This is a genomic window from Marichromatium sp. AB32, from assembly GCF_003718675.1.
Taxonomy (GTDB): Bacteria; Pseudomonadota; Gammaproteobacteria; order Chromatiales; family Chromatiaceae; genus Marichromatium; species Marichromatium gracile.
Genome location: NZ_RHFJ01000004.1, coordinates 1 through 23235 on the forward strand (window position 1 = coordinate 1; position 23235 = coordinate 23235).

19 protein-coding genes are annotated in these 23235 nt (G+C 68.7%); 16 read left to right on the top strand and 3 right to left on the bottom strand.

Features of this window, described 5'->3' with window-relative positions:
* Positions 1-305: 305 nt before the first annotated feature.
* From EBL85_RS02225 to ccmI, 11 genes are all read left to right on the top strand, one after another.
* On the top strand, positions 306-719 hold the full coding sequence (locus EBL85_RS02225) for a YajD family HNH nuclease (protein WP_123140735.1): 414 nt from the start codon (positions 306-308) through the stop codon (positions 717-719).
* Positions 720-822: 103 nt separating this feature from the next.
* Entirely contained in the window at positions 823-3009 is a 2187-nt protein-coding gene (gene rlmKL, locus EBL85_RS02230) for a bifunctional 23S rRNA (guanine(2069)-N(7))-methyltransferase RlmK/23S rRNA (guanine(2445)-N(2))-methyltransferase RlmL (RefSeq protein WP_123142055.1), read from the top strand.
* A gap of 128 nt (positions 3010-3137) precedes the next feature.
* Positions 3138-3755: a cytochrome c biogenesis heme-transporting ATPase CcmA gene (gene ccmA, locus EBL85_RS02235; RefSeq protein ID WP_123140733.1), complete on the top strand. Its 618-nt coding sequence runs from the start codon at positions 3138-3140 to the stop codon at positions 3753-3755.
* 7 nt (positions 3756-3762) lie between these two features.
* Entirely contained in the window at positions 3763-4437 is a 675-nt protein-coding gene (gene ccmB, locus EBL85_RS02240) for a heme exporter protein CcmB (protein WP_123140732.1), read from the top strand.
* A 27-nt stretch (positions 4438-4464) separates the two neighbouring features.
* Complete coding sequence (gene ccsA / locus EBL85_RS02245) at positions 4465-5223, top strand: cytochrome c biogenesis protein CcsA (RefSeq protein ID WP_123140731.1); 759 nt, start codon at positions 4465-4467, stop codon at positions 5221-5223.
* Positions 5220-5393: a heme exporter protein CcmD gene (gene ccmD / locus EBL85_RS02250; protein WP_005221019.1), complete on the top strand. Its 174-nt coding sequence runs from the start codon at positions 5220-5222 to the stop codon at positions 5391-5393. Before ccsA ends, ccmD begins: the two co-directional genes overlap by 4 nt.
* Positions 5390-5857 (top strand): cytochrome c maturation protein CcmE, encoded by a 468-nt coding sequence (ccmE, locus tag EBL85_RS02255; protein ID WP_123140730.1) that lies wholly within the window; start codon positions 5390-5392, stop codon positions 5855-5857. The genes ccmD and ccmE overlap by 4 nt, the downstream gene beginning before the upstream one ends.
* Positions 5857-7842, top strand: coding sequence for a heme lyase CcmF/NrfE family subunit (locus EBL85_RS02260; RefSeq protein ID WP_123140729.1), 1986 nt, complete (start codon positions 5857-5859; stop codon positions 7840-7842). The genes ccmE and EBL85_RS02260 overlap by 1 nt, the downstream gene beginning before the upstream one ends.
* Before the next feature lie 22 nt (positions 7843-7864).
* Complete coding sequence (locus tag EBL85_RS02265) at positions 7865-8410, top strand: DsbE family thiol:disulfide interchange protein (protein ID WP_123140739.1); 546 nt, start codon at positions 7865-7867, stop codon at positions 8408-8410.
* Positions 8407-8901: a cytochrome c-type biogenesis protein gene (locus tag EBL85_RS02270; protein ID WP_123140728.1), complete on the top strand. Its 495-nt coding sequence runs from the start codon at positions 8407-8409 to the stop codon at positions 8899-8901. Before EBL85_RS02265 ends, EBL85_RS02270 begins: the two co-directional genes overlap by 4 nt.
* Positions 8902-8907: 6 nt before the next feature.
* Positions 8908-10197, top strand: a complete 1290-nt coding sequence (ccmI, locus tag EBL85_RS02275) for a c-type cytochrome biogenesis protein CcmI (RefSeq protein ID WP_123142056.1) — start codon at positions 8908-8910, stop codon at positions 10195-10197.
* Between the two features lie 57 nt (positions 10198-10254).
* Here the strand turns inward: ccmI and EBL85_RS02280 are convergent, their stop codons facing one another.
* On the bottom strand, positions 10255-10734 hold the full coding sequence (locus EBL85_RS02280) for a YbhB/YbcL family Raf kinase inhibitor-like protein (protein WP_123140726.1): 480 nt from the start codon (positions 10732-10734) through the stop codon (positions 10255-10257).
* A gap of 382 nt (positions 10735-11116) precedes the next feature.
* On the opposite strand from EBL85_RS02280, the gene fusA reads away from it, so the two are divergent.
* On the top strand, positions 11117-13165 hold the full coding sequence (gene fusA, locus EBL85_RS02285) for an elongation factor G (RefSeq protein ID WP_123142057.1): 2049 nt from the start codon (positions 11117-11119) through the stop codon (positions 13163-13165).
* Here the strand turns inward: fusA and EBL85_RS02290 are convergent.
* Positions 13162-14730: a GAF domain-containing protein gene (locus EBL85_RS02290; protein WP_123142058.1), complete on the bottom strand. Its 1569-nt coding sequence runs from the start codon at positions 14728-14730 to the stop codon at positions 13162-13164. The two genes, fusA and EBL85_RS02290, sit on opposite strands and share 4 nt — an antisense overlap.
* Positions 14731-14823: 93 nt before the next feature.
* Here EBL85_RS02290 and EBL85_RS02295 point away from each other — a divergent pair, with 93 nt between their 5' ends.
* The 4 genes from EBL85_RS02295 to lpdA all read left to right on the top strand — a co-directional run bounded on the left by EBL85_RS02295 (position 14824) and on the right by lpdA (position 21793).
* Positions 14824-15483 carry a biliverdin-producing heme oxygenase gene (locus tag EBL85_RS02295; RefSeq protein ID WP_190287934.1) on the top strand — a complete coding sequence of 220 codons (660 nt, stop codon included), beginning with the start codon at positions 14824-14826 and terminating at the stop codon, positions 15481-15483.
* 127 nt (positions 15484-15610) lie between these two features.
* Positions 15611-18265, top strand: coding sequence for a pyruvate dehydrogenase (acetyl-transferring), homodimeric type (aceE, locus tag EBL85_RS02300; RefSeq protein WP_123142059.1), 2655 nt, complete (start codon positions 15611-15613; stop codon positions 18263-18265).
* A gap of 30 nt (positions 18266-18295) precedes the next feature.
* On the top strand, positions 18296-19987 hold the full coding sequence (gene aceF, locus EBL85_RS02305) for a dihydrolipoyllysine-residue acetyltransferase (protein ID WP_123142060.1): 1692 nt from the start codon (positions 18296-18298) through the stop codon (positions 19985-19987).
* Positions 19988-20101: 114 nt separating this feature from the next.
* Complete coding sequence (gene lpdA, locus EBL85_RS02310; protein WP_123140720.1) at positions 20102-21793, top strand: dihydrolipoyl dehydrogenase; 1692 nt, start codon at positions 20102-20104, stop codon at positions 21791-21793.
* A gap of 244 nt (positions 21794-22037) precedes the next feature.
* On the opposite strand, the gene EBL85_RS02315 is transcribed toward lpdA, so the two are convergent.
* Positions 22038-23219 carry a hypothetical protein gene (locus EBL85_RS02315; RefSeq protein ID WP_123142061.1) on the bottom strand — a complete coding sequence of 394 codons (1182 nt, stop codon included), beginning with the start codon at positions 23217-23219 and terminating at the stop codon, positions 22038-22040.
* Positions 23220-23235: the final 16 nt, after the last annotated feature.

Here is a 23235-nt window from a genome sequence, read left to right on the forward strand (position 1 = left end):
CGATCCGTTGCGAGCCGCCTATTAAACTGGATTCCGTATTCCGTGTCAACCGTCTTTTTTTCCGGTCAACCCCGAATCGGTTGGTGATCCGGGCCGCTCTGCCCTGAGCGAGCTGCGCATTTTAGACGCTTCTCGAAAAACGTCAACACTTTTTTCATCCTCTCGTCACTTCGACCTCCTCTCGCGCGCGCGTTCATTTATATGCGCGAGAATGAACGTCCACTCCTCGCCCCTGTCTGATGCCATCAGGGGCGCGCTGGTTTAATCTTCACTCGCACCGCATTCAACCAAGTACCGAGGACCTCATGCCAACCGATCCCCCACGTCACGGGCGCACCGGCAAGCCGATCAATACCGAGAAGCTCGATCGCGTGGTCGCCGCCGCGCGCAAGGCCAGCGACGACCGCGCCGCCGGTTACCGCGAACAGGCGCTCAAGCTCTACCCCTGGGTCTGTGGTCGCTGCGCACGCACCTTCACCCGCGAGAACCTGCACGAGCTCACCGTCCACCACAAGGACATGGACCACGACAACAACCCGGCAGACGGCAGCAACTGGGAGTTGCTGTGTCTGTACTGTCACGACAACGAACACCAGAAGTACGAGGAGCACCTCGCCGCCAAGGCCGGGGGCCGCACCCGCACTCGCGAAGACGGTCAGAAGGAGACCACCCACAACCCCTTCGCAGGCCTCGGCGCCCTGCTCAACAAGGGCGATTGAGCGGACGCAGCGCCCGCCATCCGGCGGGCGCCGTATAATCCCACCCCACGCCATCCCATTCGGACGCGCCGGCGCGCGTCACCCCAAGGAGTCCCCGCACCGCATGTCGCGTCACACCTTCTTCGCCTCGGCCCCGAAACACATGGGCGATCTGCTCGCCGACGAACTGCGCGGGCTGGGGCTCGCCGACGCCACCGAGACCCGAGGCGGCGCGCGCTTCTCGGGCGACCTGGAGGCGGCCTACCGCGCCTGTCTGTGGTCGCGCGTGGCCAACCGCATCCTGCTGCCGCTGGCCGAGTTCGCCGCCGAGGACGCCGACGCGCTCTATGCCGGGGTCACCGAGCTGCCCTGGGAGGATCACTTCTCGCCGGCGCAGAGCATCGCGGTGCAGTTCGACGGCACGCTGAACGCGACCCCGAACCGACACTACGCCACCCTGCGCGTCAAGGACGCCATCGTCGACCGCTTCTCGGCGCGTTGTGGGCAGCGCCCGGACGTCGATACCGAATGGCCGGACATCGGCATCCACGTCTATGCCCAGCGCGACCAGGTCACCGTCAGCCTCGATCTCTCCGGCGGCTCGCTGCACCGGCGCGGCTATCGCCGTCAGGGCTCGGCCGCGCCGCTCAAGGAGAACCTCGCCGCCGCGCTGCTGCTGCGCGCCGGCTGGCCCGAGCTGGCCGCCGAGGGCGCGGCACTGCTCGACCCGATGTGCGGCTCCGGCACCCTGGTGATCGAGGGGGCGCTGATCGCCGCCGACATCGCCCCGGGCCTGCTGCGCGAACACTTCGGTTTCCTCGGCTGGTCGGCGCACCAGCCCGAGGTGTGGGCGGCGCTGTGCGAGGAGGCGCGCGCGCGCGCCGAGGCCGGGCGCGAACGCGTCGGCACCCTGCGCGGCTACGACTGCAACCCCAACGCCATCCGCGTGGCGATCGACGATCTGGCGCTGGCCGGGCTCACCGGCCTCGCGCACTTCGAGCGGCGCGAGCTGAGCGACTGCCAGCCGGTGCATGCCGAGGATCGCGGGCTGGTGATCGTCAACCCGCCCTATGGCGAGCGCCTCGGCGCCGACGACGACCTCGAGGCGCTCTACGCGCGACTCGGCTCGGTGCTGCGCGAGCGCTTCCTCGGCTGGCGGGCGGCGGTGTTCACCGGCTCGCCCGAGCTCGGTCACCAGCTCGGACTGCGCGCGCACCGCACCCACACCCTCTACAACGGCCCGATCGAGTGCCGCCTGCTGCACTTCCAGATCGAGGCCGAGCGCTTCGCCACCAACCGCCCGCGCCCGTTGCCACCCGAGTCGCTCGGCCCCGGCGCCGAGATGTTCGCCAACCGGCTGCGCAAGAACCTCAAGGCACTGCGCAAGTGGTGCAAGCGCGAGGCGATCGACTGCTACCGTCTCTATGACGCCGACCTGCCCGAGTACGCCTTCGCCATCGACGTCTACGGCGGCGTCGACGGACGCTGGGTCAACGTCCAGGAGTACGCCCCGCCGGCGAGTGTCGATCAGAAGCGCGCGCGACTGCGCGCCCGCGAGGCGATGACGATGATCCCCGAGGTGCTCGAGATCCCCGCCGGTCAGGTCCATTTCAAGGTCCGTCGCCAGCAGAAAGGCGCCAGCCAGTACGAGCGCATCGCCGAGACCCGTCGCTTCCATGAGGTCGCCGAGGGCGGCCATCGCTTCCTCGTCAACTTCGAGGACTATCTCGACACCGGCCTGTTTCTCGATCACCGCGACACCCGCGCCCTGGTCGGGCGGCTGGCCGCGGGCGCGCGCTTCCTCAACCTCTTTGCCTACACCGCCAGCGCCACCGTCTATGCCGCGCGCGGCGGCGCGCGCTCCACCACCACGGTGGACATGTCGCGCACCTATCTCGACTGGGCCGAGCGCAATCTGGTGCTCAACGACATCGGCGGGCACGACCACACCCTGGTCCAGGCCGACTGTCTGCAGTGGATCGAACGTCACGCCGGACGACGCGAATTCGACCTGATCTTCCTCGATCCGCCGAGCTTCTCCAGCTCCAAGCGGATGCAGGGCACCTTCGACGTGCAGCGCGATCATGTCGACCTGATCGCGGCGACGATGCGCCTGCTCGCCCCCACGGGCACGCTGATCTTCTCCAACAACCGCCGCGGCTTCCGCATGGACCATGCCGCCCTGCCCCGGCTCGAGATCACCGACCTCACCGCACAAACGCTGCCGCACGACTTCGCGCGCAACCCGCGCATCCACAACTGCTGGCAGATCCGTCGCCGCGACCCGGCGCGAGGCAGCGATGTTGAGTAATACGTCACCAGCGTTTAAGGTTGCCGGCTCGACCCGGCGGCCCGCGGCGGCCCGCCAGACGTCAGAACCGGGCGCACCCGCCCCGTGCGGGGGATGCGCCGCAGCAATGGACCGGACCCCTGAACGACATGCTTGAGGTAGTGCAGCTCGAATGCCGACGCGGTGATCGGCTGCTCTTCAGCGCGCTGGACGTCGAGGTCGGGGGCGGCACCCTGCTGCACGTGCGCGGTCGCAACGGTAGCGGCAAGACCACCCTGCTGCGTGCACTCTGCGGTCTGTTCACCCCGGAGCGCGGCAAGATCCGCTGGCGCGGCACCCCGATCGCCGAACTCGGTGACGAGTACCACCGCGACCTCCTCTACTTCGGCCACCTCAACGGCATCAAGGGCGACCTGACCGGGGTCGAGAACCTGCGCGTCACCACCACCCTCGACGGCGAGCGCCTCGACGAGCAGGCGCTGTGGGCGGCGCTCGCGCGCATCGGTCTGCAGGGCTTCGAGGATCTGCCGACGCGGATGCTCTCGCAGGGGCAGAAGAAGCGGGTGGCGCTGGCGCGACTGGTGCTCAGCCGCGCGCCGCTGTGGGTGCTCGACGAGCCCTTCACCGCGCTCGACACCGCTGCCGTGGCGCTGCTCGAGACGTTGATCGCCGAGCACGTCGCCGGCGGCGGCATCGTCGTGCTCACCACCCATCAGGACGTGCCCCTGACCTCGGGGCAGGTCGCGCGACTCGACCTCGGGAGCTGAACCACCGGTGTTGCGACTCTTCTGGTGCATCCTCTCGCGCGACCTCACCCTCGCGCTCAGACGCGGCACGGACGTGCTGACCAGTCTGTTCTTCTTCGTCATCGTGGTGAGCCTCTTCCCGCTCGGCGTCGGTACCGAGCGCGAGGTGCTGCAGACGCTCGGCCCGGGCGTGGTCTGGGTGGCGGCGCTGCTCGCCTCGATGCTCGCACTCGAACGGCTGTTCGCCGCCGATCATGTCGACGGCACCCTCGAGCAGATGCTGCTCACCGATCAGCCGCGCGCGCTGCTGGTGCTGGCCAAGATCACCGCCCACTGGCTGCTCACCGGGCTGCCGCTGGTGCTGATCGCCCCGCTGGTGGGGATGCAGTACCACCTCACCGGCGCCGCCGTCGGGGTGATGATGCTCACCCTGCTGATCGGCACCCCGGTACTCAGCCTGCTCGGGGCGATCGGCGCGGCGCTGACCCTGGGGCTGCGCGGCGGCGGCATCCTGCTGGCGCTGCTGATCCTGCCGCTCTACATCCCGGTGCTGGTCTACGGCGCCGGGGCGATCGACGTCGCCGCCACGGTCTCGGTCGCCGACACCCGGCCCTACTTCGAGCTGCTCGGCGCCTTCCTGCTGGTGACATTGGTCTTCGCCCCGGTGGCCGCCGCCGCCGCGCTCAAGATCTCACTCGAATAAACCCTCAAGCGAACGCAGACACCCGCCATGGCACTGAACTGGTTCAAATTCGCCTCGCCCGCCTCCTTCTACCCGATCGCCGGCAGGCTGGTCCCGGCCTTCTGGATCATCACCCTGATCCTGCTCGGGCTCGGGCTCTACTGGGGCTTCTTCGAGACCGCCGACCGACTCGGCGGCAGCAATGCCCAGAAGGAGTACTACCGCATCATCTTCATCCACGTGCCGGCGGCCTGGATGTCGATGTGGCTCTACGTGGTGATGGTCGGCTGGGCGGCGATCGGACTGGTGTTCAACACCCGGTTGTCGTTCATGATGGCCAATGCCGTCGCCCCCACCGGCGCGATCTTCACCTTCCTAGCACTGTGGACCGGGGCCTTCTGGGGCCGACCGAGCTGGGGCACCTACTGGGACTGGGACCCGCGCCTGACCTCCGAGCTGGTGCTGTTCTTCCTCTACATCGGCTATATCGCGCTGCACTCGGCGATCGACGACGTGCGCCGCGCCGATCGCGCCGCGGCGCTGCTGGCGATCGTCGGGCTGATCATGGTCCCGGTGATCTTCTGGTCGATCAACTGCCCCGATCCCAACCAGTGCGCCGCGCTGCACCAGCGCTCCGACCTCACCCAGATCGACGCCAACATCCTCTTCGCGATGCTGGCGATGACCTTCGGATTCTGGACCTATTCCTTCGCCACCAGCTTCATGCGACTACGCGGCATCATCCTGCAGCGTGAGTCCGAGAGCGCCTGGGTGCGCGACCTGCTCGACACGGGGGACAAGGCATGAGCGACTTCTTCGCCCAGGGCGGCTACGCCTTCTTCGTCTGGGGGGCCTACGGCATGACCGCCCTCCTGCTGGTGATCGAGGTGCTGCAGTTGCGCGCGCGCCAGCGAACCATTCGCGCCCGGCTCGGTCGATTGATGCGGATTCGTGACGCAGGAGCCAACGATCAATGAAACCCCGACAGAAACGCCTGCTGTTCGTCGCCCTGGCCATCGTCGGTGTCGGCACCGCCGCCACCCTGGCGCTGACCGCGCTCAACAGCAACATCTCCTACTTTTTCAGCCCGACCCAGGTGCTGGCCAACGAGGCCCCCCAGGATCGCGTCTTCCGCCTCGGTGGACTGGTCACCGAGGGCAGCATCGCGCGCCAGGAGGACGGGCTGACGGTGCACTTCGATGTCACCGACAACGCCGAGACCGTCACCGTCGCCTATACCGGCATTCTCCCCGACCTGTTCAGCGAGGGTCAGGGCGTGGTCACCAAGGGACGGCTCGGCCCCGACGGCGTGTTCTACGCCGACGAGGTCCTCGCCAAGCACGATGAAAGCTACATGCCCCCCGAGGTCGAGAGCACCCTGCAGACGGCCCAGGCCGAGGGTGCATCGGACACCGCGGAGACGGCCGGAGTATCCAACTGATGGTTCCTGAACTCGGGCACTTCGCCCTGATCCTCGCCCTCGCGATCACCCTGGTGCAGGCGGTGCTGCCGCTGGCCGGCTCGTTCACCGGCAACCGCACCTGGATGGTGATGGCGCGCCCGCTGGCCTGGGGTCAGCTCACCTTCATCGGCATCGCCTTCGGCTGTCTGCTGCTGGCCTTTCTCACCGACGACTTCTCGGTGATCTACGTCGCCAGCAACTCCAACACCCTGATGCCGCTGATCTACAAGGTCTCGGCGATCTGGGGCGCACACGAGGGCTCGCTGCTGCTCTGGGCGCTGATGCTCGCCGGCTGGGGCGCGGCGGTGGCCGCCTACAGCAACAACCTGCCGCTGCCGATGGTGGCGCGGGTGCTGGCGGTGATGGGCATGGTGGCGATCGGCTTCCTGCTGTTCATGCTGCTGACCTCCAACCCCTTCGAGCGCATCTATCCCGCACCGCTCGAGGGCCGCGACCTCAATCCGCTGCTCCAGGACCCGGGGCTGGCGATCCATCCGCCGATGCTCTACATGGGCTATGTCGGCTTCTCGGTGGCCTTCGCCTTCGCCATCGCCGCGCTGATCGGCGGCAAGCTCGATGCGGCCTGGGCGCGCTGGTCGCGCCCCTGGACCACCGTTGCCTGGGTCTTTCTCACCATCGGCATCGCGCTCGGCTCCTGGTGGGCCTATTACGAGCTCGGCTGGGGCGGCTGGTGGTTCTGGGACCCGGTCGAGAACGCTTCCTTCATGCCCTGGCTGGTCGGCACCGCGCTGATCCACTCGCTGGCGGTCACCGAGAAGCGCGCGGCCTTCAAGAGCTGGACCGTGCTGCTCGCCATCTCGGCCTTCTCGCTGTCGCTGCTCGGCACCTTCCTGGTGCGCTCCGGGGTGCTGACCTCGGTGCACGCCTTTGCCACCGATCCAACGCGCGGCTCCTTCATCCTGCTGTTTCTCTGCGTGGTGATCGGCGGCTCGCTCGCGCTCTACGCTTGGCGCGCGACCGACATCTCCGGCGGCGGGCGCTTCGACCTGCTCTCGCGCGAGAGCTTCCTGCTGGTCAACAACCTGCTGTTCGCCACCCTCACCGTGCTGGTGCTGTTCGGCACCCTGGCGCCGCTGATCTACGAGGCCGCCGGCTGGGGCAAGATCTCGGTCGGCTTCCCCTGGTTCAACAAGATGTTCGTCGCGCTCTCGCCACTGCTGGTGCTGGCCACCGGGGTCGGTCCCAACACCCGCTGGAAGCATGACGAGCCGGTGCGACTGCTGCGCGCGCTGTGGCTCGCCGCCGCGCTCGGCATCGCCGCCTTCCTGCTGGTCTCCTGGCCCGGCTTCTCGGCGCGCGACATCGGTGTCGGCCTGGGCATCGGCATGAGCCTGTGGCTGGTGGTCACCCATCTGGCCAGCCTGCTCGATCGTCTCAAGCACAAGGGCGGGCTGCGCGCGCTGCGCCGCGACATCAACCCCAGCAGTCGCAGCTACTACGGCATGCTGCTGGCGCACCTGGGGCTGGCGGTGTTCATCGTCGGCGTCACCCTGGTCTCCAACGACGGCGCCGAGACCGACGTGCGGATGTCGCCGGGTGATGTCCACGAGGCCTCCGGCTACCGCTTCCTGTTCAACGGCGTCACCCCGGTCGAGGGCCCCAACTACACCGCCCAGCGCGGCGAGTTCGTGGTCTACGACGGTGAGCGCGAGATCGCCGTGCTCCACCCCGAGAAGCGTCGCTATGTCTCCGGCGGCATGCCGTTGACCGAGGCGGCGATCGACGCCGGGCTGCTGCGCGACATCTATGTCTCGCTCGGCGAGCCGATCGGCAACAGCGGCGACTGGGCACTGCGTCTCTACTACAAGCCCTATGTCCGCTGGATCTGGCTGGGCGCCATCCTGATGGCGCTCGGCGGCGTGCTCGCCGCCAGCGACCGGCGCTATCGCAGCGTTCGCAACCGCGCCACCGCGCCGTCCGGCGCGGCGACGAGCGCCGCCTGACCCAGACCCGCAAGGTATGCAGATGAAAGGTTCAAAAACCCGCGCACTGATCCCGCTGGGGATCTTCCTGGTCCTCGCCGCGCTGCTCTTCTACGGGCTGCAGCTCGACCCGCGCAAGGTCCCCTCGCCACTGGTGGGCAAGCCCGCGCCCGAGTTCGACCTGCCCTCGCTGAAGGACCCGCAGCAGCGACTCGATCGCGAACTGCTGCTCGGCGAGGTCTCGCTGGTCAACGTCTGGGCCTCGTGGTGCCCGTCCTGCCGCCAGGAGCACGCCGAGCTGCTGCGCATCGCTCGCGAGCACGGCGTCCGCGTGATCGGCTTCAACTGGAAGGACGACCGCGCCAGCGCGCTGCTGATGCTGCGCCAGTACGGCAACCCCTATACCGTCTCGCTCTACGACCCGGACAACGAGGCCGGCATCGACTGGGGCGTCTACGGCGCCCCGGAGACCTTCGTGGTCGACCCCGAGGGCATCATCCGTCACAAGGAGATCGGTCCCATCACCCCCGAGGTGTGGGAGGAGAAGATCCGTCCGATCGTCGAGCAGTATCGCGCGAGGAACTCATGAAGCGTCGTCACCACCGTCCACTGCTCGCCGGGATGGCACTCGCCGGCGCCCTGCTCGCCGGCACCGCCCAGGGCTACACCCTCGAGGAGTTCACCTTCGAGGACCCGAACCAGTTCGAGGACTTCCGCGACCTGATCAGCGAGTTGCGCTGTCTGGTCTGTCAGAACGAATCGCTCGCCGGCTCCCAGGCCGGGGTCGCCCAGGACCTGCGCGAGGAGGTCTACGCGATGATGCGCGAGGGTCAGAGTCGCAAGGAGGTCGTCGACTTCCTGGTCGCCCGCTACGGCGACTTCGTGCTCTACGATCCGCCGATCAAGCCCTCGACCTATATCCTCTGGTTCGGCCCCTTCGTACTGGTCGGCGGCGCCGGGCTGCTGCTGTGGCGCGCGATCAGACGCAAGAAGGCCGAGCCCGAGCAGGACCTCACCGCGGACGAACGCGCCCGACTCCAGCAACTGATCGCCTCGCGCGACGACGAGCAACGAGACTAGCGCCCCATGATCATCTTCTGGATACTCGCCGCCGGGCTGATCGGCCTGGCCTTCCTCTTCGTCGTCACGCCGCTGCTGCGTCCGACCCCGGAGCAACATGAGCCCGCCCAGGACGCGCTCAATCTCGAGGTCTTCCGCCAGCGATTGCAGGAACTCGACGCCGACCTCGAGTCCGGCTATCTCGACCGTGCCCGCTACGACGCTGCGCGTCACGACCTCGAGCGTGACCTGCTCCACGACGTCGACGGCAGTCAGCCGGTCGACGCGCACGGCGCTTCGCGGCTCGGACGCTGGACGCTGGCGCTGCTGCTCGCGCTGGCGCTCCCCGGCACCGCCACCCTGCTCTATCTGCAGCTTGGCGAACCGACGGTGATCGAGCGCATGGAACTGGCCGCGCGCGGCCTGCCCGCCGAGGACCAGGGCGCCGATCAATCGATGGAGGTGCTGGTACAGCGCCTGGCCAAGCGCCTCGAGGACAACCCCGACGACGTCGAGGGCTGGCTGATGATGGGGCGGACCTACTTCGCCCTGAAGCGCCCGGAGGACGGACTCGAGGCGGTGGCCAGCGCCTACCGGCTCGCCCCCGAGCGACTCGACGTGATGCTCGCCTATGCCGAGGCGATCGCCGCCAACCGCCCCGATCGCAGTCTCGAGGGCAAGCCCGCCGAGCTGGTGCGCGCGGCGCTCGAACTCGACCCGCAGAACGTCAACGCCCGCTGGCTGGCCGGATTGATGGCCTTCCAGCACGGCCAGTTCCAGGCCGCCGCGGTCGCCTGGCAGAAGATCCTCGACGAGTTCGAGCCCGGCAGCCAGGAGGCCGCCGAGCTGCAGGAGATGGTCGACGAGGCACGCCGCCGTGCCGGCATCGCCGCAGCCAAGGCCGCGACCGAGGAGCCGGTCGCTGCCCCGGTCGAGGGGTCGAGCGATGAGTCAACGGAGGCCGTCGGCGCCGAACGCATCGAGGTGAGCGTGAGCCTGGACCCGGCGCTTGCCGCCGAGGTCGCCGCCGAGGACACCGTCTTCGTGTTCGCCCGCGCCACCTCCGGCCCGGCGATGCCGCTGGCCGCCCAGCGGTTGCAGGCCGGATCGCTGCCGGCCACGCTCGCCCTCGACGACAGCATGGCGATGGCCCCGGGGATGCGTCTCTCGGCCCACGCCGAGATCCAGGTCACCGCCCGAATCTCGCGCAGCGGCGAGGCGGCACCGCAGCCCGGAGATCTAGAGGGTCAAAGCGAAACGATCGATACCCGCGAGACCACCGCCACTGCGGTCGTCATCGATCGCGCCCTGCCCTGAGCGCGCAGCGGCGCCGGCGCGCGGCACCCGCCGCGCGCCACCTGCCCTCATCCACCCTCACTCCTCGCCATAGACCCCGACCAACATCGCGCGAGCGATGATGTGCTCCTCCATCGCCAGCAGCAGCCGATCCTTGGTCGGCGTCCCCAGCTCATCGGGCAGACGGGTATCGAGGGCATAGAGACGGTGGAAATAACGATGTCGACCGACCGGCGGGCAGGGCCCGCCGTAACCCGTCCGCCCCCAGCTGTTGAGGCCCTGGCCGACACCCGGCGGCAGGCCGGTCGTCGGGTCCACCCCCTCGACCAGCTCACGGCACGTCGGCGGCAGATTGAAAAGCACCCAGTGGTCCCATACCATCCTTGGCGCTGCCGGATCCGGCGCATCCGGGTCATCGACGATCAGCACCAGGCTCCGTGTGCCCTCCGGAGGATCGGACCAGCACAGCGGCGGAGATCGGTCCTCGCCATGACACGTCAGACGCGCCGGGATCTCCCCGCCATCGACAAAGGCGGCGGATTTGAGAACGAGTTCCATAGCCAATCTCCGGTTCTGTGCTAGCCTTCTGGCTCAAGGATCGAGGCGAGAGACATTTCGATCATCGCCTTGATTATCGTCCATTCGACGGAATGGTCCATGGCACCAGGACGGTGACTCCATCCATCGGCCTGGCGCCACAGCATCGAGGGAATCCGCCCCCAAGTGATGCGGATCCCTGACAGACTGTGCGTCCTTCGGCGGCCGATCGGCCGCCTCTTTTTATCCACTCCATCCCGATTGATCTGGCGCACCCCGCGCGGCGATTCAATCCCACCCCGCCGATCCCCCGGTGATTGCCATCTATACTCCCTGTCATGACACCATTGCTGCGACGCGATCCCGCGCCCCTGCAACGTGCTGCACAACGACGGGAGCAACGATGTCCGACCACAATGCTGATGACGTCCGCAATATCGCCCTGATCGGTCATGCCGGTGCCGGCAAGACCTCCCTGGCCGAGGCGCTGCTTGCAGCGACCGGCGCAACCCCCGCCGCCACGGCCGCCGAGCGCGGTCCTGCGGTCTGCGACCAGGATCCACGCGAACAGGCGCTCGGACACTCGATCGACGCGGCCATCGTCGGCTTCCCCATCGAAGCGCGCCGGGTCAACCTGATCGACACCCCGGGGCTGCCCGACCTGCTCGGGCGCAGCCTGGCGGTCCTGCCCGCGGTCGAGACCGCCGCCCTGGTGATCAACGCCCAGGCCGGGATCGAGCCGATGACCGCCCGACTGATGAAGATGCTCGACGGTCGCGGGCTCTGCCGGATGATCATCGTCAACCAGATCGATGCAGCCGATCTCGATCTCGGCGCACTGACCGAGCAGATTCGCGACGGCTTCGGCCCGGCCTGCCTGCCGATCAACCTGCCTGCAGGGGGCGGCGAACGGGTCGCCGACTGCTTCTTCAACCCGGCGGAGAATGCCACCGACTTCTCCTCGGTGAGCGCGGCCCACGAGCAGATCGTCGACCAGGTGGTCGAGCTCGACGAGGCGCTGATGGAGACCTATCTCGAACAGGGTCAGACCCTCGCGCCCGAGCAACTTCATGACCCCTTCGAAGCGGCGCTGCGCGACACCCACCTGATTCCGATCTGCTTCGTCTCGGCACGCACCGGGGCCGGCATCCCCGAGCTGCTCGAGGTGATCGCCCGGCTGATGCCCAACCCCGCCGAGGGCAACCCGCCGGCCTTCCTCAAGGGCGAGGACGAGGCGGCCGAGCCGGTCGCCGTCAGTCCCGACCCCGAGCGTCACGCCATCGCCCATGTGTTCAAGGTGCTCAACGACCCCTACCGCGGTCGACTCGGCATCTTCCGCATCCACCAGGGACGCATCACCCCGACCAGCGCACTGTTCGTCGGCGACGCGCGCAAGCCGTTCAAGGTCACCCATCTCTACCGGCTGCAGGGCAGAGAGTTGATCGAGGTCGAGGACGGGGTGCCGGGTGACATCCTCGCCGTCTCCCGGGTCGACGAGGTCCATCTCGATGCCGTGCTGCACGACTCGCACGACGAGGATCACTTCCACCTCGCCCGTACCGACTACCCGATCCCGCTCCACGGACTGGCGATCACGCCGAGTCGTCGCGGCGACGAGCAGAAGCTCACCGAGGCGCTGCACAAGCTCCAGGACGAGGACCCCTGCTTCAAGGTCGATCATCACGCCGCGACCAACGAGACGGTGATCCGCGGACTCGGCGCCTTTCACCTCAAGCTGCTGATCGAGCGCCTCGCCGACCAGTTCCACGTCGAGGTCGATACCCGGCCGCCGCGCATCCCCTATCGCGAGACCATCACCGCCCCCGCCGAGGGACACTATCGGCACAAGAAGCAGACCGGTGGCGCGGGTCAGTTCGGCGAGGTCTACCTGCGCATCGAGCCGACCCCGCGCGGCACGGGATTCCGCTTCGTCGACGCGGTGGTGGGCGGCGCCATCCCCGGCAACTTCATCCCCTCGATCGAGAAGGGGGTACGCCAGGTCCTCGACGAAGGGGTGATCGCCGGCTACCCGCTGCAGGACATCCAGGTCACCGTCTATGACGGCAAGTCGCACGCCGTCGACTCCAAGGAGATCGCCTTCGTCACCGCCGCGCGCAAGGCCTTCGTCGCCGCCGTCGAACAGGCCCGTCCGGCGATCCTCGAACCCATCGTGCAGATCCGCATCAGCGCCCAGGAGCAGGCGATGGGCGACCTCGCCGGCGATCTTGCGGGACGACGCGGTCGCATCAGCGGCAGCGAGACCAGGTCGCAGGGGCGAGTGGTGATCGAGGGCGAGGTGCCGCTGGCCGAACTCGAGGGCTATGAGTCACGGCTCAAGGCGATCACCGGCGGCGAGGGGGTCTACAGCATCGAGTTCAGCCACTACGAGCCGGTCGGTGCGGCGATCCAACGGCAACTGATCGAGACGCACCAGCAGGAGGATCGGACCTAGCCTGCACCGAGCGCACCGAGCAGATCGGCGTTGATGGCGTGGAGGATCAGTCCACGGAACCTCTTCGCCCGCAACAGCTCACGCTCGCCCCAGGGCTCGGCCTGGCCGGAGGTGACCTCGACCCAACGCGCGAACGAGGCGCGTGGCGAGAGCTCGCCATCGCCCGATCGCACCAGCGCGTCCTTGCGTGGATCGCCCGCCCAGTGCACCTCCTGCGGCTGCTCCGGGCGCCACCACAGAAAGGTGCGCGAGACAGAGACACCGGCGCGCTCGACCCGTACCGCGAGCAATCCGCTGCCGCGATCGCGCCACTCCCGCGCCGGCGGATAGTGCTCGGCAAGCGCCGCGGTGGCGAACACCGTCGGCGTCTCGCTCGCCTCCAGCCAACGACACAGCGCGAGGAGCGCCGCGCACGGCGGCGTCTGGCCGAAGGTCGTGCAGCGCTCACCGTCGATCAACGCCGCGCCGCTCGCGCCGACGAGCGCCAGCAACTGCCCGGCAAGTGAGCCCTCCCCCGCCGTCGCCACCGATTCGATGTTGCCACCACTGCCGAGCCGCTCGACCAGCGCGGCGATCTCGCGATCGCTCTCGCTGACGTCCATCAGTCGCCGCGTGCTCTGATAACCGTAGATGGCCAGGGTGAAGGCGCGCGCCATCTCGGCGCAGCGCGCGCGCAACGCCGGCGCCAGCTGCGCGGGCTGGTCGTGGTGACAGGCGATCAGCCCCCACAGCCGCCCGGAGACGACCAGCGAGAAGGAGAGCGAGGCGCTCACCCCCATGTTGCGCAGATAGGTCAGGTGCACCGGCGAGACGGCGCGCAGCTCGGACAGGGTCAGGTCGGCGAGCGTCCCCTCGGGATCGGCGAGCAACGGCACCGGCGCTGCCGCGATGTCGGGGATCTGGCGATGGGGATTGAGCAGATACAGACGACGGGCGATCTGCGGGATGTCCGAGGCCGGGTAGCGCAGCCCGAGATAGGGATCGAGCCCTTCTCGCAGACTCTCGGCGACGACCTCGCCGCAGTCGTCGTCGCGGAAGCGATAGAGCAGCACCCGCGAGAAACCGGTGATGTGGCGCAGCGTATCGACCAGGAACTGACACTGACGCGACCAGTCCTCGGCGCTATAGGGCATGCGATAGAGCTGATGGGGAACGGGCCGATAGGCCGCGTGACGCTCGGCGGGCGCAAGCGCCGGCTCGAACTCCAGCAGCCAGGTCTCGGCGCTGCAGGAGAGCAGCGCATCGAGCGCACCCCGCGGACCGATGCAGAGATCTGGATAGAACCGCTTGTCGCTGCTCGGACGCAACCACGCATCGTCGCCGCCCTCCTCGGTACCCGGCACGCTCGGCGGCGGGAAGTCGGGGAGCAGCGAGGTCAACAGCCGCCCGAGCACCGCTTGCGCTTCCTCGCCGAGCCAGTGCGCCAGATTGGCGCTGGCGAAGCGGATCCGCGCATCGCCGGGACGACCGCCGAGCAGCGCTCCGCACGGCTGGATCGACTGCGCGCGCTGCAGTTGCTCGCGTTCGCACTCGGCGATGAACCCCTGTGTCGCCAGCTCACTCATCTCTCCGACCCTCTCGAACGATCATGCCCGCCATCGACGTCACAGGGCCAATGCTACACTGCCTGTGCCCTCATGGAGCTGGAGCGCGCCGCGATGAGCCAAGCCCCCCGACCGATATCGCCTCCCCCCGCCGCCGCCCTGGCGACAGCCCTGCGTCAAGCCACCGCAACCGCGCACCGGGCCGTGGAGACGCTGCCGCTGTCCAGACGCCTCCTCGCCCCCGACCTGACCCTGGACGAATACCGCGACTATCTCTATCGCCTGACCCTGCTCCATCAGGGGCTCGAACCCCATCTCACCACGATCGTGCCGGACGCGCTGCGACGACGCCTCGGGGCTCGACCACGACTCGCGGCGCTACGCGACGATCTTGCCCGACTCGACACCGAACCACCCGCCCCGCACAACACGCTGCCGGCACGGCTGTGTGCCGAGCAGGGCATCGACTGCGGCATCGGCGCGCTCTATGTCCTCGAAGGCTCGTCACTCGGCGGACAACTGATCGCGCGCCGTCTGCGCGCGCGCTTCGGCGCACGCTTCACCGCCACCGAGGCCATCGATCCGTACGGTGCCGCGGTCGGGGCGCGCTGGCGGGCATTCACCCTCACCCTCGACGCACTCGAGCATGAGGGCCGGATCGATCGTCCTCGGGTGCTGCACGGTGCCGTGACCGTCTTCGCCGACATCGCAGGTGCGCTATCCCTCGCGCCCCTTGATATCGGGCGAGCACGGGCGCAGGCAGAGAAGGGATGAAACAGGACAATAGATCAGCGATCGTTAATATTAAGAAAATGGATCATTAGTATTTAATTTCTAGCAAAGATCAGTATACTGCGACCCTGCTCGTGCGATTGCATTGGACCTTCTTCCGGGAACCGTCATGACCAAGCAGCCCGATATCGACCCCCAGGAAACCCAGGAATGGCTCGACGCGCTCGATGCCGTGTTCGAGAACGAAGGGGTCGACCGCGCCCACTTCCTGCTCGAGCGGCTGATCGACAAGGCGCGCCGCTCCGGGGCCTACCTGCCCTACAGCGCCAACACCGCCTATCTCAACACCATCCCCGTCCACCAGGAGCAACGCTTCCCCGGCGACCTGGCGATGGAGCGGCGCATCCGTTCCTTCGTGCGTTGGAACGCGATGGCGATGGTGATCCAGGCCAACCGGCTGTCGTCCGAACTCGGCGGCCACATCGCCAGCTTCGCCTCCTCGGCCACCCTGCTCGATGTCGCCTACAACCACTTCCTGCGCGCGCGCAGCGAGCAGCACGGCGGCGATCTGGTGTTCCTGCAGGGACACTCGGCCCCAGGCATCTATGCCCGCGCCTACCTCGAGGGACGGATCAGCGAGGATCAGCTCTACAACTTCCGCCAGGAGGTCGACGGCAACGGCCTGCCCTCCTACCCCCACCCCTGGCTGATGCCCGAGTTCTGGCAGTTCCCCACCGTCTCCATGGGGTTGGGACCGCTGATGGCCATCTATCAGGCGCGCTTCATGCGCTATCTCGACCATCGCGGCCTGATCGACAGCGCCGACCGCAAGGTCTGGGCCTTCCTCGGTGACGGCGAGATGGACGAACCCGAGTCGCTCGGCGCGATCTCGCTGGCCGCGCGCGAACGCCTCGACAACCTGGTGTTCGTGGTCAACTGCAACCTGCAGCGACTCGACGGCCCGGTGCGCGGCAACGCCAAGATCATCCAGGAGCTGGAGGCGGTGTTCCGTGGCGCCGGCTGGAACGTCATCAAGGTGGTCTGGGGGCGCTACTGGGACCCGCTGTTCGCCCGCGACAAGCAGGGCCTGCTGCTCAAGCGCATGGAGGAATGTGTCGACGGCGACTATCAGGCCTACAAGGCCAAGGGCGGCGCCTATACCCGCGAGCACTTCTTCGGCAAGTATCCCGAGCTCAAGGAACTGGTCGCCAACATGACCGACGAGGACATCTGGCGGCTCAATCGCGGCGGACACGACCCGATCAAGGTCTACAACGCCTATCTCGCGGCGACCACGGCGAACGGCAAGCCCACCGTGATCCTTGCCAAGACGGTCAAGGGCTACGGCATGGGCGTGGCCGGCGAAGGCATGAACATCACCCACTCGCAGAAGAAGATGGGCGAGGTCGCGCTCAAGGCCTTCCGCGATCGCTTCAATATCCCCATCTCCGACGACCAGATCGGTGCCGCGCCCTTCTACAAACCCGCCGACGACAGCCCGGAGATGGCCTATCTGCGCGAGCGCGAGGCCCGGCGCGGCGGCCACCTGCCGGCGCGCAAGGTCGAGGCCCCGGCGCTCGAGATCCCGCCGCTGGAGCGCTTCGAGTCGCTGCTGCAGGGCAGCGGCGAGAAGGAGATGTCGACCACCATGGCCTTCGTGCGGCTGCTCACCCTGATCATCCGCGACCCCGGGATCGGCCGTTATGTCGTCCCCATCGTCCCCGACGAGGCGCGCACCTTCGGCATGGAGGGGATGTTCCGCCAGCTCGGCATCTACTCCTCGCAGGGGCAGCTCTACGAGCCGGTCGACGCCGATCAGGTGATGTTCTACCGCGAGGACAAGCAGGGGCAGATCCTCCAGGAGGGGATCAACGAGGCCGGCGCCATGTCCTCCTGGATCGCCGCGGCCACGGCCTACGCCAACCACGGCCAGAGCATGATCCCCTTCTACATCTACTACTCGATGTTCGGCTTCCAGCGCATCGGCGATCTGGCCTGGGCCGCCGGCGACATGCGCGCGCGCGGCTTCCTCATCGGCGGCACCGCCGGGCGCACCACCCTCGCCGGCGAGGGGCTGCAGCACCAGGACGGTCACAGCCCGGTGCTCGCCGCCACCATCCCCAACTGCATCACCTACGACCCCGCCTACGCCTACGAGCTGGCGGTGATCGTGCAGGACGGGATGCGGCGGATGTACCAGGTGCAGGAGGATCGCTTCTACTACATCACCGCGATGAACGAGAACTACGTCCAGCCGCCGATGCCCGAAGGCGCCGAGACCGGCATCCTCAAGGGGCTGCATCGCGTCCATGTCGCCGAGCAGGGCGTGCACCGGGTACAGCTACTCGGCGCCGGCGCCATCCTCCGCGAGACCCTCGCCGCCGCCGAGCTGCTGGCGCGCGACTTCGACATCGCCGCCGACGTGTGGAGCGTGACCAGCTTCAACGAACTGCGCCGCGACGGTATCGACGCCGAGCGCTGGAACCGACTCCACCCCGAGCAGCCCCCGCGCACCAGCTATGTCGAGACCCAGCTCGGCGCCACCGAAGGACCGGTGATCGCCGCCACCGACTATATCCGCGCCTATGCCGAGCAGATCCGCCCGCACGTCCCGCGCGCCTATGTCACCCTCGGCACCGATGGCTTCGGGCGCAGCGATACCCGCAGCCAGCTGCGCCGCTTCTTCGAGGTCAATCGTCACTATGTCGCGCTGGCCGCGCTCAAGGCCCTCGCCGACGCCGGCACCATCCCACCGGCGCGGGTCAGCGAGGCGATCGAACGCTACCGGATCGACCCGGAGAAGCCCAACCCGACGACGGTCTGAGACCGCCCGCACAGCATTGGAGGACATCGAGTGGCCACCGTCGAAGACATCCTGTTGCCCGACATCGGGGACTTCACCGACGTCGAGATCATCGAGATCCTGGTCGCCCCCGGCGATCGTATCGAGGCGGAGCAATCCATCCTCACCCTGGAGAGCGACAAGGCGACGATCGAGATCCCGGCGCCGCGCGCCGGGGTGGTCGAGCGCCTCAAGGTCGCCGTCGGCGACCGGGTGAGCATGGGCGCGCCGTTACTCAGCATCCGCCCGACCGACACCCCGGCGCAGACGCCCACCGCCGCACCACAGCCTGCGCGCGAGGCAGCACCGCCCACCCCCGCGCCAGAGGACGCGCCAGCGGCACGGGAACCGGCCACGGGCACGCCGCCACCCACGGCAACGGCGACCGAGGACACCGCGGTGCTGCTGCCCGACATCGGCGACTTCTCCGAGATCCCGGTGATCGAGGTGCTGGTCGCGCCCGGCGACCGGGTCGAGCTCGACCAGTCGCTGCTCACCCTGGAGAGCGACAAGGCGACCATGGAGATCCCCGCCCCCGCCGCCGGGGTGGTCAGCGAGCTGGCGGTCGCCGTCGGCGACACCCTCAACACCGGCGACCTGATCCTGATGCTGCGCGCCGATGCCCCCGCCGAGACCGATGCGCCCGCAACGCCCGAGCCGACGCCGCCGCACGCCGACAACACGCCACCAGCCGCGCCCACCACCGCGCCGCAGCCGGGCGAGACGGCGCCGCGCAAGGCCCCGGTGCTGCCACGCCCCGAGGACGTCGCCGCGATCGCCCGGGGGCGCAAGGCCCACGCCAGCCCGGCGGTGCGGCGCTTCGCCCGCGAACTCGGCGTCGATCTCGACGTGGTCAAGGGGACAGGTCCCAAGGGGCGCGTACTCAAGGAGGACGTACGCGCCTTCGTCAAGCGCAGCCTCACCTCCGCCGAGCCGTCCAGCCACTCCACCGCCTCGCCGGCGCCGGTCGCTGCGACGCCGGCGCCGGCGATCGACCACGGCCGGTTCGGCCCCGTCGAGCGGGTCGAACTCGGACGCATCCGCAGGATCAGCGCGCGCCACCTGCACCAGAGCTGGACCGGCATCCCTCACGTCACCCAGTTCGACGAGGCCGACATCACCGAGCTCGAGGCCTTCCGCGCCGCCCACAAGACCGACCCCGACGACGCCTCGGTCAGGCTCACCCTGATCCCCTTCCTGCTCAAGGCGGTGGCCACCGCGCTGACCCGGATGCCGCTGCTCAAGGCCTCGCTCGACGCCGACGGCGAGCACCTCATCCACAAGCACTACACCCATATCGGCGTGGCCGTCGACACCCCCAACGGGCTGATGGTGCCGGTGGTGCGCGACGTCGATCGCAAGGGGCTGCGCACCCTCGCCGGCGAGCTGGCCGATCTCGGCGCCCGCGCCCGCGCCCAACGACTGCGCCCCGACGAGATGCAGGGCGGCTGCTTCACCATCTCCAGCCTCGGAGGCATCGGCGGCACCGCCTTCACCCCCATCGTCAACGCCCCGGAGGTGGCCATCCTCGGCGTCTCCCGCGCCGCCACCCGACCGGTGTGGGACGGCGAGCGCTTCGTCCCCCGCCTGCTGCTGCCGCTCTCGCTCTCCTACGACCACCGGGTGGTCGACGGCGCCGATGCGGCCCGCTTCACCACCCTGCTCGGCGACCTGCTCGGCGACATCCGCGAGTTGCTGCTATGACCCCCTGATCCTCGGGGTCAGCCTTCGCCTGGCCCCCGGGATCGTATAGGATGAGGCGCCGAACCCGACCACCCATAGAGCGCCCATCGCGGCCCATCGAGAAGCAAGCACACTATGAGCGACACCATCAAGGTCACGGTCCCGGACATCGGGGATTTCAAGGATGTGGAGGTCATCGAGGTCCTGGTCGCCCCTGGCGACAGCGTGCAGCAGGAGACCTCGCTGATCACCCTGGAGAGCGAGAAGGCCACCATGGAGATCCCCGCCCCCGCCGCCGGACGTGTCCAGGAGATCCATCTCGGCGTCGGTGACCGGGTCTCGCAGGGCGCCACCATCCTGACCCTGGCGCCGCTGGCGGCAGGCACTGAGCCGGCTCCAGACACCACCACGGACCCCGCCGAGCAGGTCACCGAGGTGGTGGTGCTGGGTGCCGGCCCCGGCGGCTACAGCGCCGCCTTCCGCGCCGCCGACCTGGGCAAGCGCGTCACCCTGATCGAGCGTCACGCGACCCTCGGCGGGGTCTGTCTCAACGTCGGCTGCATCCCCTCCAAGGCGCTGCTGCACACCGCCGCGATCATCAACGAGGCCAAGGAACTCGGCGCCATGGGCGTGACCTTCGCCGCTCCCGAGATCGATCTCGACAAGATGCGCACCGGCAAGGACAAGGTGGTGGCCAAGCTCACCAGCGGACTGGCCGGCATGGCCAAGCAGCGCGGCGTCGAGGTCATCCAGGGCACGGGCCGCTTCAGCGGCCCCAACCGCATCGTCGTCGACACCGCCGAGGGCGAGCGGCGCGTGCGCTTCGATCACTGCATCATCGCCTGCGGCTCCTCGCCGATGACCATCCCCGGCTTCCCGCACGACGACCCGCGGGTGATGGACTCGACCGACGCGCTCGAGATCCGCGACATCCCCGAGCGGATGCTGATCGTCGGCGGCGGCATCATCGGACTGGAGATGGCCACCGTCTACGCCGCGCTCGGCACCGAGATCGACGTGGTCGAGCTGCAGTCGCAGCTGATGCCGGGATGCGACGCCGATCTCGTGCGCAGCTTCGAGAAGGTCGCCAAGAAGCGCTATCGCAAGCTGATGCTCGAGACCAAGGTTGCGGCGATGACCGCCGCCGATGACGGCATCCAGGTCCGCTTCGAGGGCAAGCACGACGGCGAGGAGACCTACGACAAGGTGCTGGTCGCCGTCGGTCGTCGCCCCAATGGCGCGCTGATCGACGCCGAGGCGGCGGGCGTCGAGGTCGACCAGCACGGCTTCATCAAGGTCGATCAGCACATGCGCACCAATGTGCCGCACATCCATGCCATCGGCGATGTGGTCGGCGGCCCGATGCTCGCCCACAAGGCCACCCACGAGGCCAAGGTCGCCGCCGAGGTGATCGCCGGACAGCCGGCGCTGTTCGACCCGCTCACCATCCCCTCGGTGGCCTATACCGACCCCGAGGTCGCCTGGATGGGCCTGACCGAGACCAAGGCCAAGGCCGAGGGTATCGCCTACGAGAAGGGGGTCTTCCCCTGGGCGGCGAGCGGTCGTGCGCTCGGCATCCATCGCACCGAGGGCATGACCAAGCTGCTGTTCGACCCCGAGACCAAGCGCATCCTCGGCGCCGGGATCGTCGGTCCCAACGCCGGTGAGCTGATCGGCGAGGCGGTGCTCGCGCTCGAGATGGGCGCCGACATGGAGGACATCGCCCTCACCATCCACCCCCATCCGACGCTCAACGAGACCATCGGGCTGGCCGCCGAGATGGCGCACGGCTCGATCACCGACCTGCTCCCGCCGAAGAAGCGTTGAGCCGACGCGCGTCGCGGCCATCAGGGTGCGCGGCGCGCGATCTCCCCCAACCCAGGACAAGCAACACCGCATGACGTCGCCGGCGCATGCATCTGTCGGGCACGCGAACACGCCCGACGAATCGTGCACGTCGGTATCGACGGATCGATAGGGTCTTGTTCGAGAGGCGATCAGGCCATCGGGGGGACGGCCTGATCGAAGTGCCATCGGACCGACCAGACGGACGGTCCGACGACGGCGGGGATCAACGCGACTGGAAGTGGATCATCCAGGCCGGCATCGGCTTGTTGATCGGCTTGGCGGCAGGCGCAGGCTCCTCGGCGACCGGCTCGGCAGCGGCCTCCTCAGCAGCGACAGGCGCTTCCTCGGCGGTCTCGGCAACGGCAGGCTCGGCAGCCTCTGCCTCGGCCGGTGCGGCGGTCTCCGCGGCGGCGACAGGCGCCTCCTCGGTGGCCTCGACGACGGCAGGCTCGGCAGCCTCTGCCTCGGCCGGTGCAGCGGTCTCCTCGGCGGCGACAGGCGCCTCCTCGGCGGCCTCGACGACGGCAGGCTCGGCAGCCTCTGCCTCGGCCGGTGCGGCGGTCTCCTCAGCGGCGACAGGCGCCTCCTCGGCGGCCTCGACGACGGCAGGCTCGGCAGCCTCGGCCTCAGCCGGTGCGGCGGTCTCCTCGGCGGCGACAGGCGCCTCCTCGGCGGCCTCGACGACGGCAGGCTCGGCAGCCTCGGCCTCAGCCGGTGCAGCGGTCTCCTCAGCGGCGACAGGCGCCTCCTCGGCGGCCTCGACGACGGCAGGCTCGGCAGCCTCTGCCTCGGCCGGTGCGGCGGTCTCCTCGGCGGCGACAGGCGCCTCCTCGGTGGCCTCGACGACGGCAGGCTCGGCAGCAGCCTCTGCCTCGGCCGGTGCGGCGGTCTCCTCGGCGGCGACAGGCGCCTCCTCGGCGGCCTCGGCGACGGCAGGCTCAGCAGCAGCAGGCTCCTCGGCCTTCGGCTTGAGCGGAGCCATGTGCTCCATCCAGGCCGGACGCGGCTTCGAGATCACCGCCGGCTCAGCCGGGGCGCTCTCCTCGGCCGGGGCAGCCTCCTCGGCAACCTCGGGCGCAGCCTCGGCAGCCGGGGCCTCCTCGGCGGCAGCGGTCGTTTCAACCGCTGCAGCCTCGGCCGGCGCCGCGACCTCTTCAGCCGGGGCGGCAGGCGCCGGGGCCGGCTCGGGCGCGGGGGTGAGCTTCACACTGCCGATCGGGGCAAGATGCTCGGCCACCTCAACCGGAGAGGGCTCAACCCGGTTCTCCGCACGCTTCTCCGCGACGGCGACATAGATACCGCCGCAGATCACGGCGATACCCACTGCCCAGACGAGTATCTTCCCAATGTCGACCGTTTCTAAAGATTCCCTCGCCTTCGCGAGCCGGGTCGCGCTCTCATTCATCAAACTGGTCCTCTTT

Bases quoted from the DNA above. Each gene is read 5' to 3' on its own strand.
- EBL85_RS02225 (WP_123140735.1), top strand. From the start codon at position 306: ATGCCAACCGATCCCCCACGTCACGGGCGCACCGGCAAGCCGATCAAT.
- rlmKL (WP_123142055.1), top strand. From the start codon at position 823: ATGTCGCGTCACACCTTCTTCGCCTCGGCCCCGAAACACATGGGCGAT.
- ccmA (WP_123140733.1), top strand. From the start codon at position 3,138: ATGCTTGAGGTAGTGCAGCTCGAATGCCGACGCGGTGATCGGCTGCTC.
- ccsA (WP_123140731.1), top strand. From the start codon at position 4,465: ATGGCACTGAACTGGTTCAAATTCGCCTCGCCCGCCTCCTTCTACCCG.
- ccmD (WP_005221019.1), top strand. From the start codon at position 5,220: ATGAGCGACTTCTTCGCCCAGGGCGGCTACGCCTTCTTCGTCTGGGGG.
- ccmE (WP_123140730.1), top strand. From the start codon at position 5,390: ATGAAACCCCGACAGAAACGCCTGCTGTTCGTCGCCCTGGCCATCGTC.
- EBL85_RS02260 (WP_123140729.1), top strand. From the start codon at position 5,857: ATGGTTCCTGAACTCGGGCACTTCGCCCTGATCCTCGCCCTCGCGATC.
- EBL85_RS02265 (WP_123140739.1), top strand. From the start codon at position 7,865: ATGAAAGGTTCAAAAACCCGCGCACTGATCCCGCTGGGGATCTTCCTG.
- EBL85_RS02270 (WP_123140728.1), top strand. From the start codon at position 8,407: ATGAAGCGTCGTCACCACCGTCCACTGCTCGCCGGGATGGCACTCGCC.
- ccmI (WP_123142056.1), top strand. From the start codon at position 8,908: ATGATCATCTTCTGGATACTCGCCGCCGGGCTGATCGGCCTGGCCTTC.
- EBL85_RS02280 (WP_123140726.1), bottom strand. From the start codon at position 10,734: ATGGAACTCGTTCTCAAATCCGCCGCCTTTGTCGATGGCGGGGAGATC.
- fusA (WP_123142057.1), top strand. From the start codon at position 11,117: ATGTCCGACCACAATGCTGATGACGTCCGCAATATCGCCCTGATCGGT.
- EBL85_RS02290 (WP_123142058.1), bottom strand. From the start codon at position 14,730: ATGAGTGAGCTGGCGACACAGGGGTTCATCGCCGAGTGCGAACGCGAG.
- EBL85_RS02295 (WP_190287934.1), top strand. From the start codon at position 14,824: ATGAGCCAAGCCCCCCGACCGATATCGCCTCCCCCCGCCGCCGCCCTG.
- aceE (WP_123142059.1), top strand. From the start codon at position 15,611: ATGACCAAGCAGCCCGATATCGACCCCCAGGAAACCCAGGAATGGCTC.
- lpdA (WP_123140720.1), top strand. From the start codon at position 20,102: ATGAGCGACACCATCAAGGTCACGGTCCCGGACATCGGGGATTTCAAG.
- EBL85_RS02315 (WP_123142061.1), bottom strand. From the start codon at position 23,219: ATGAATGAGAGCGCGACCCGGCTCGCGAAGGCGAGGGAATCTTTAGAA.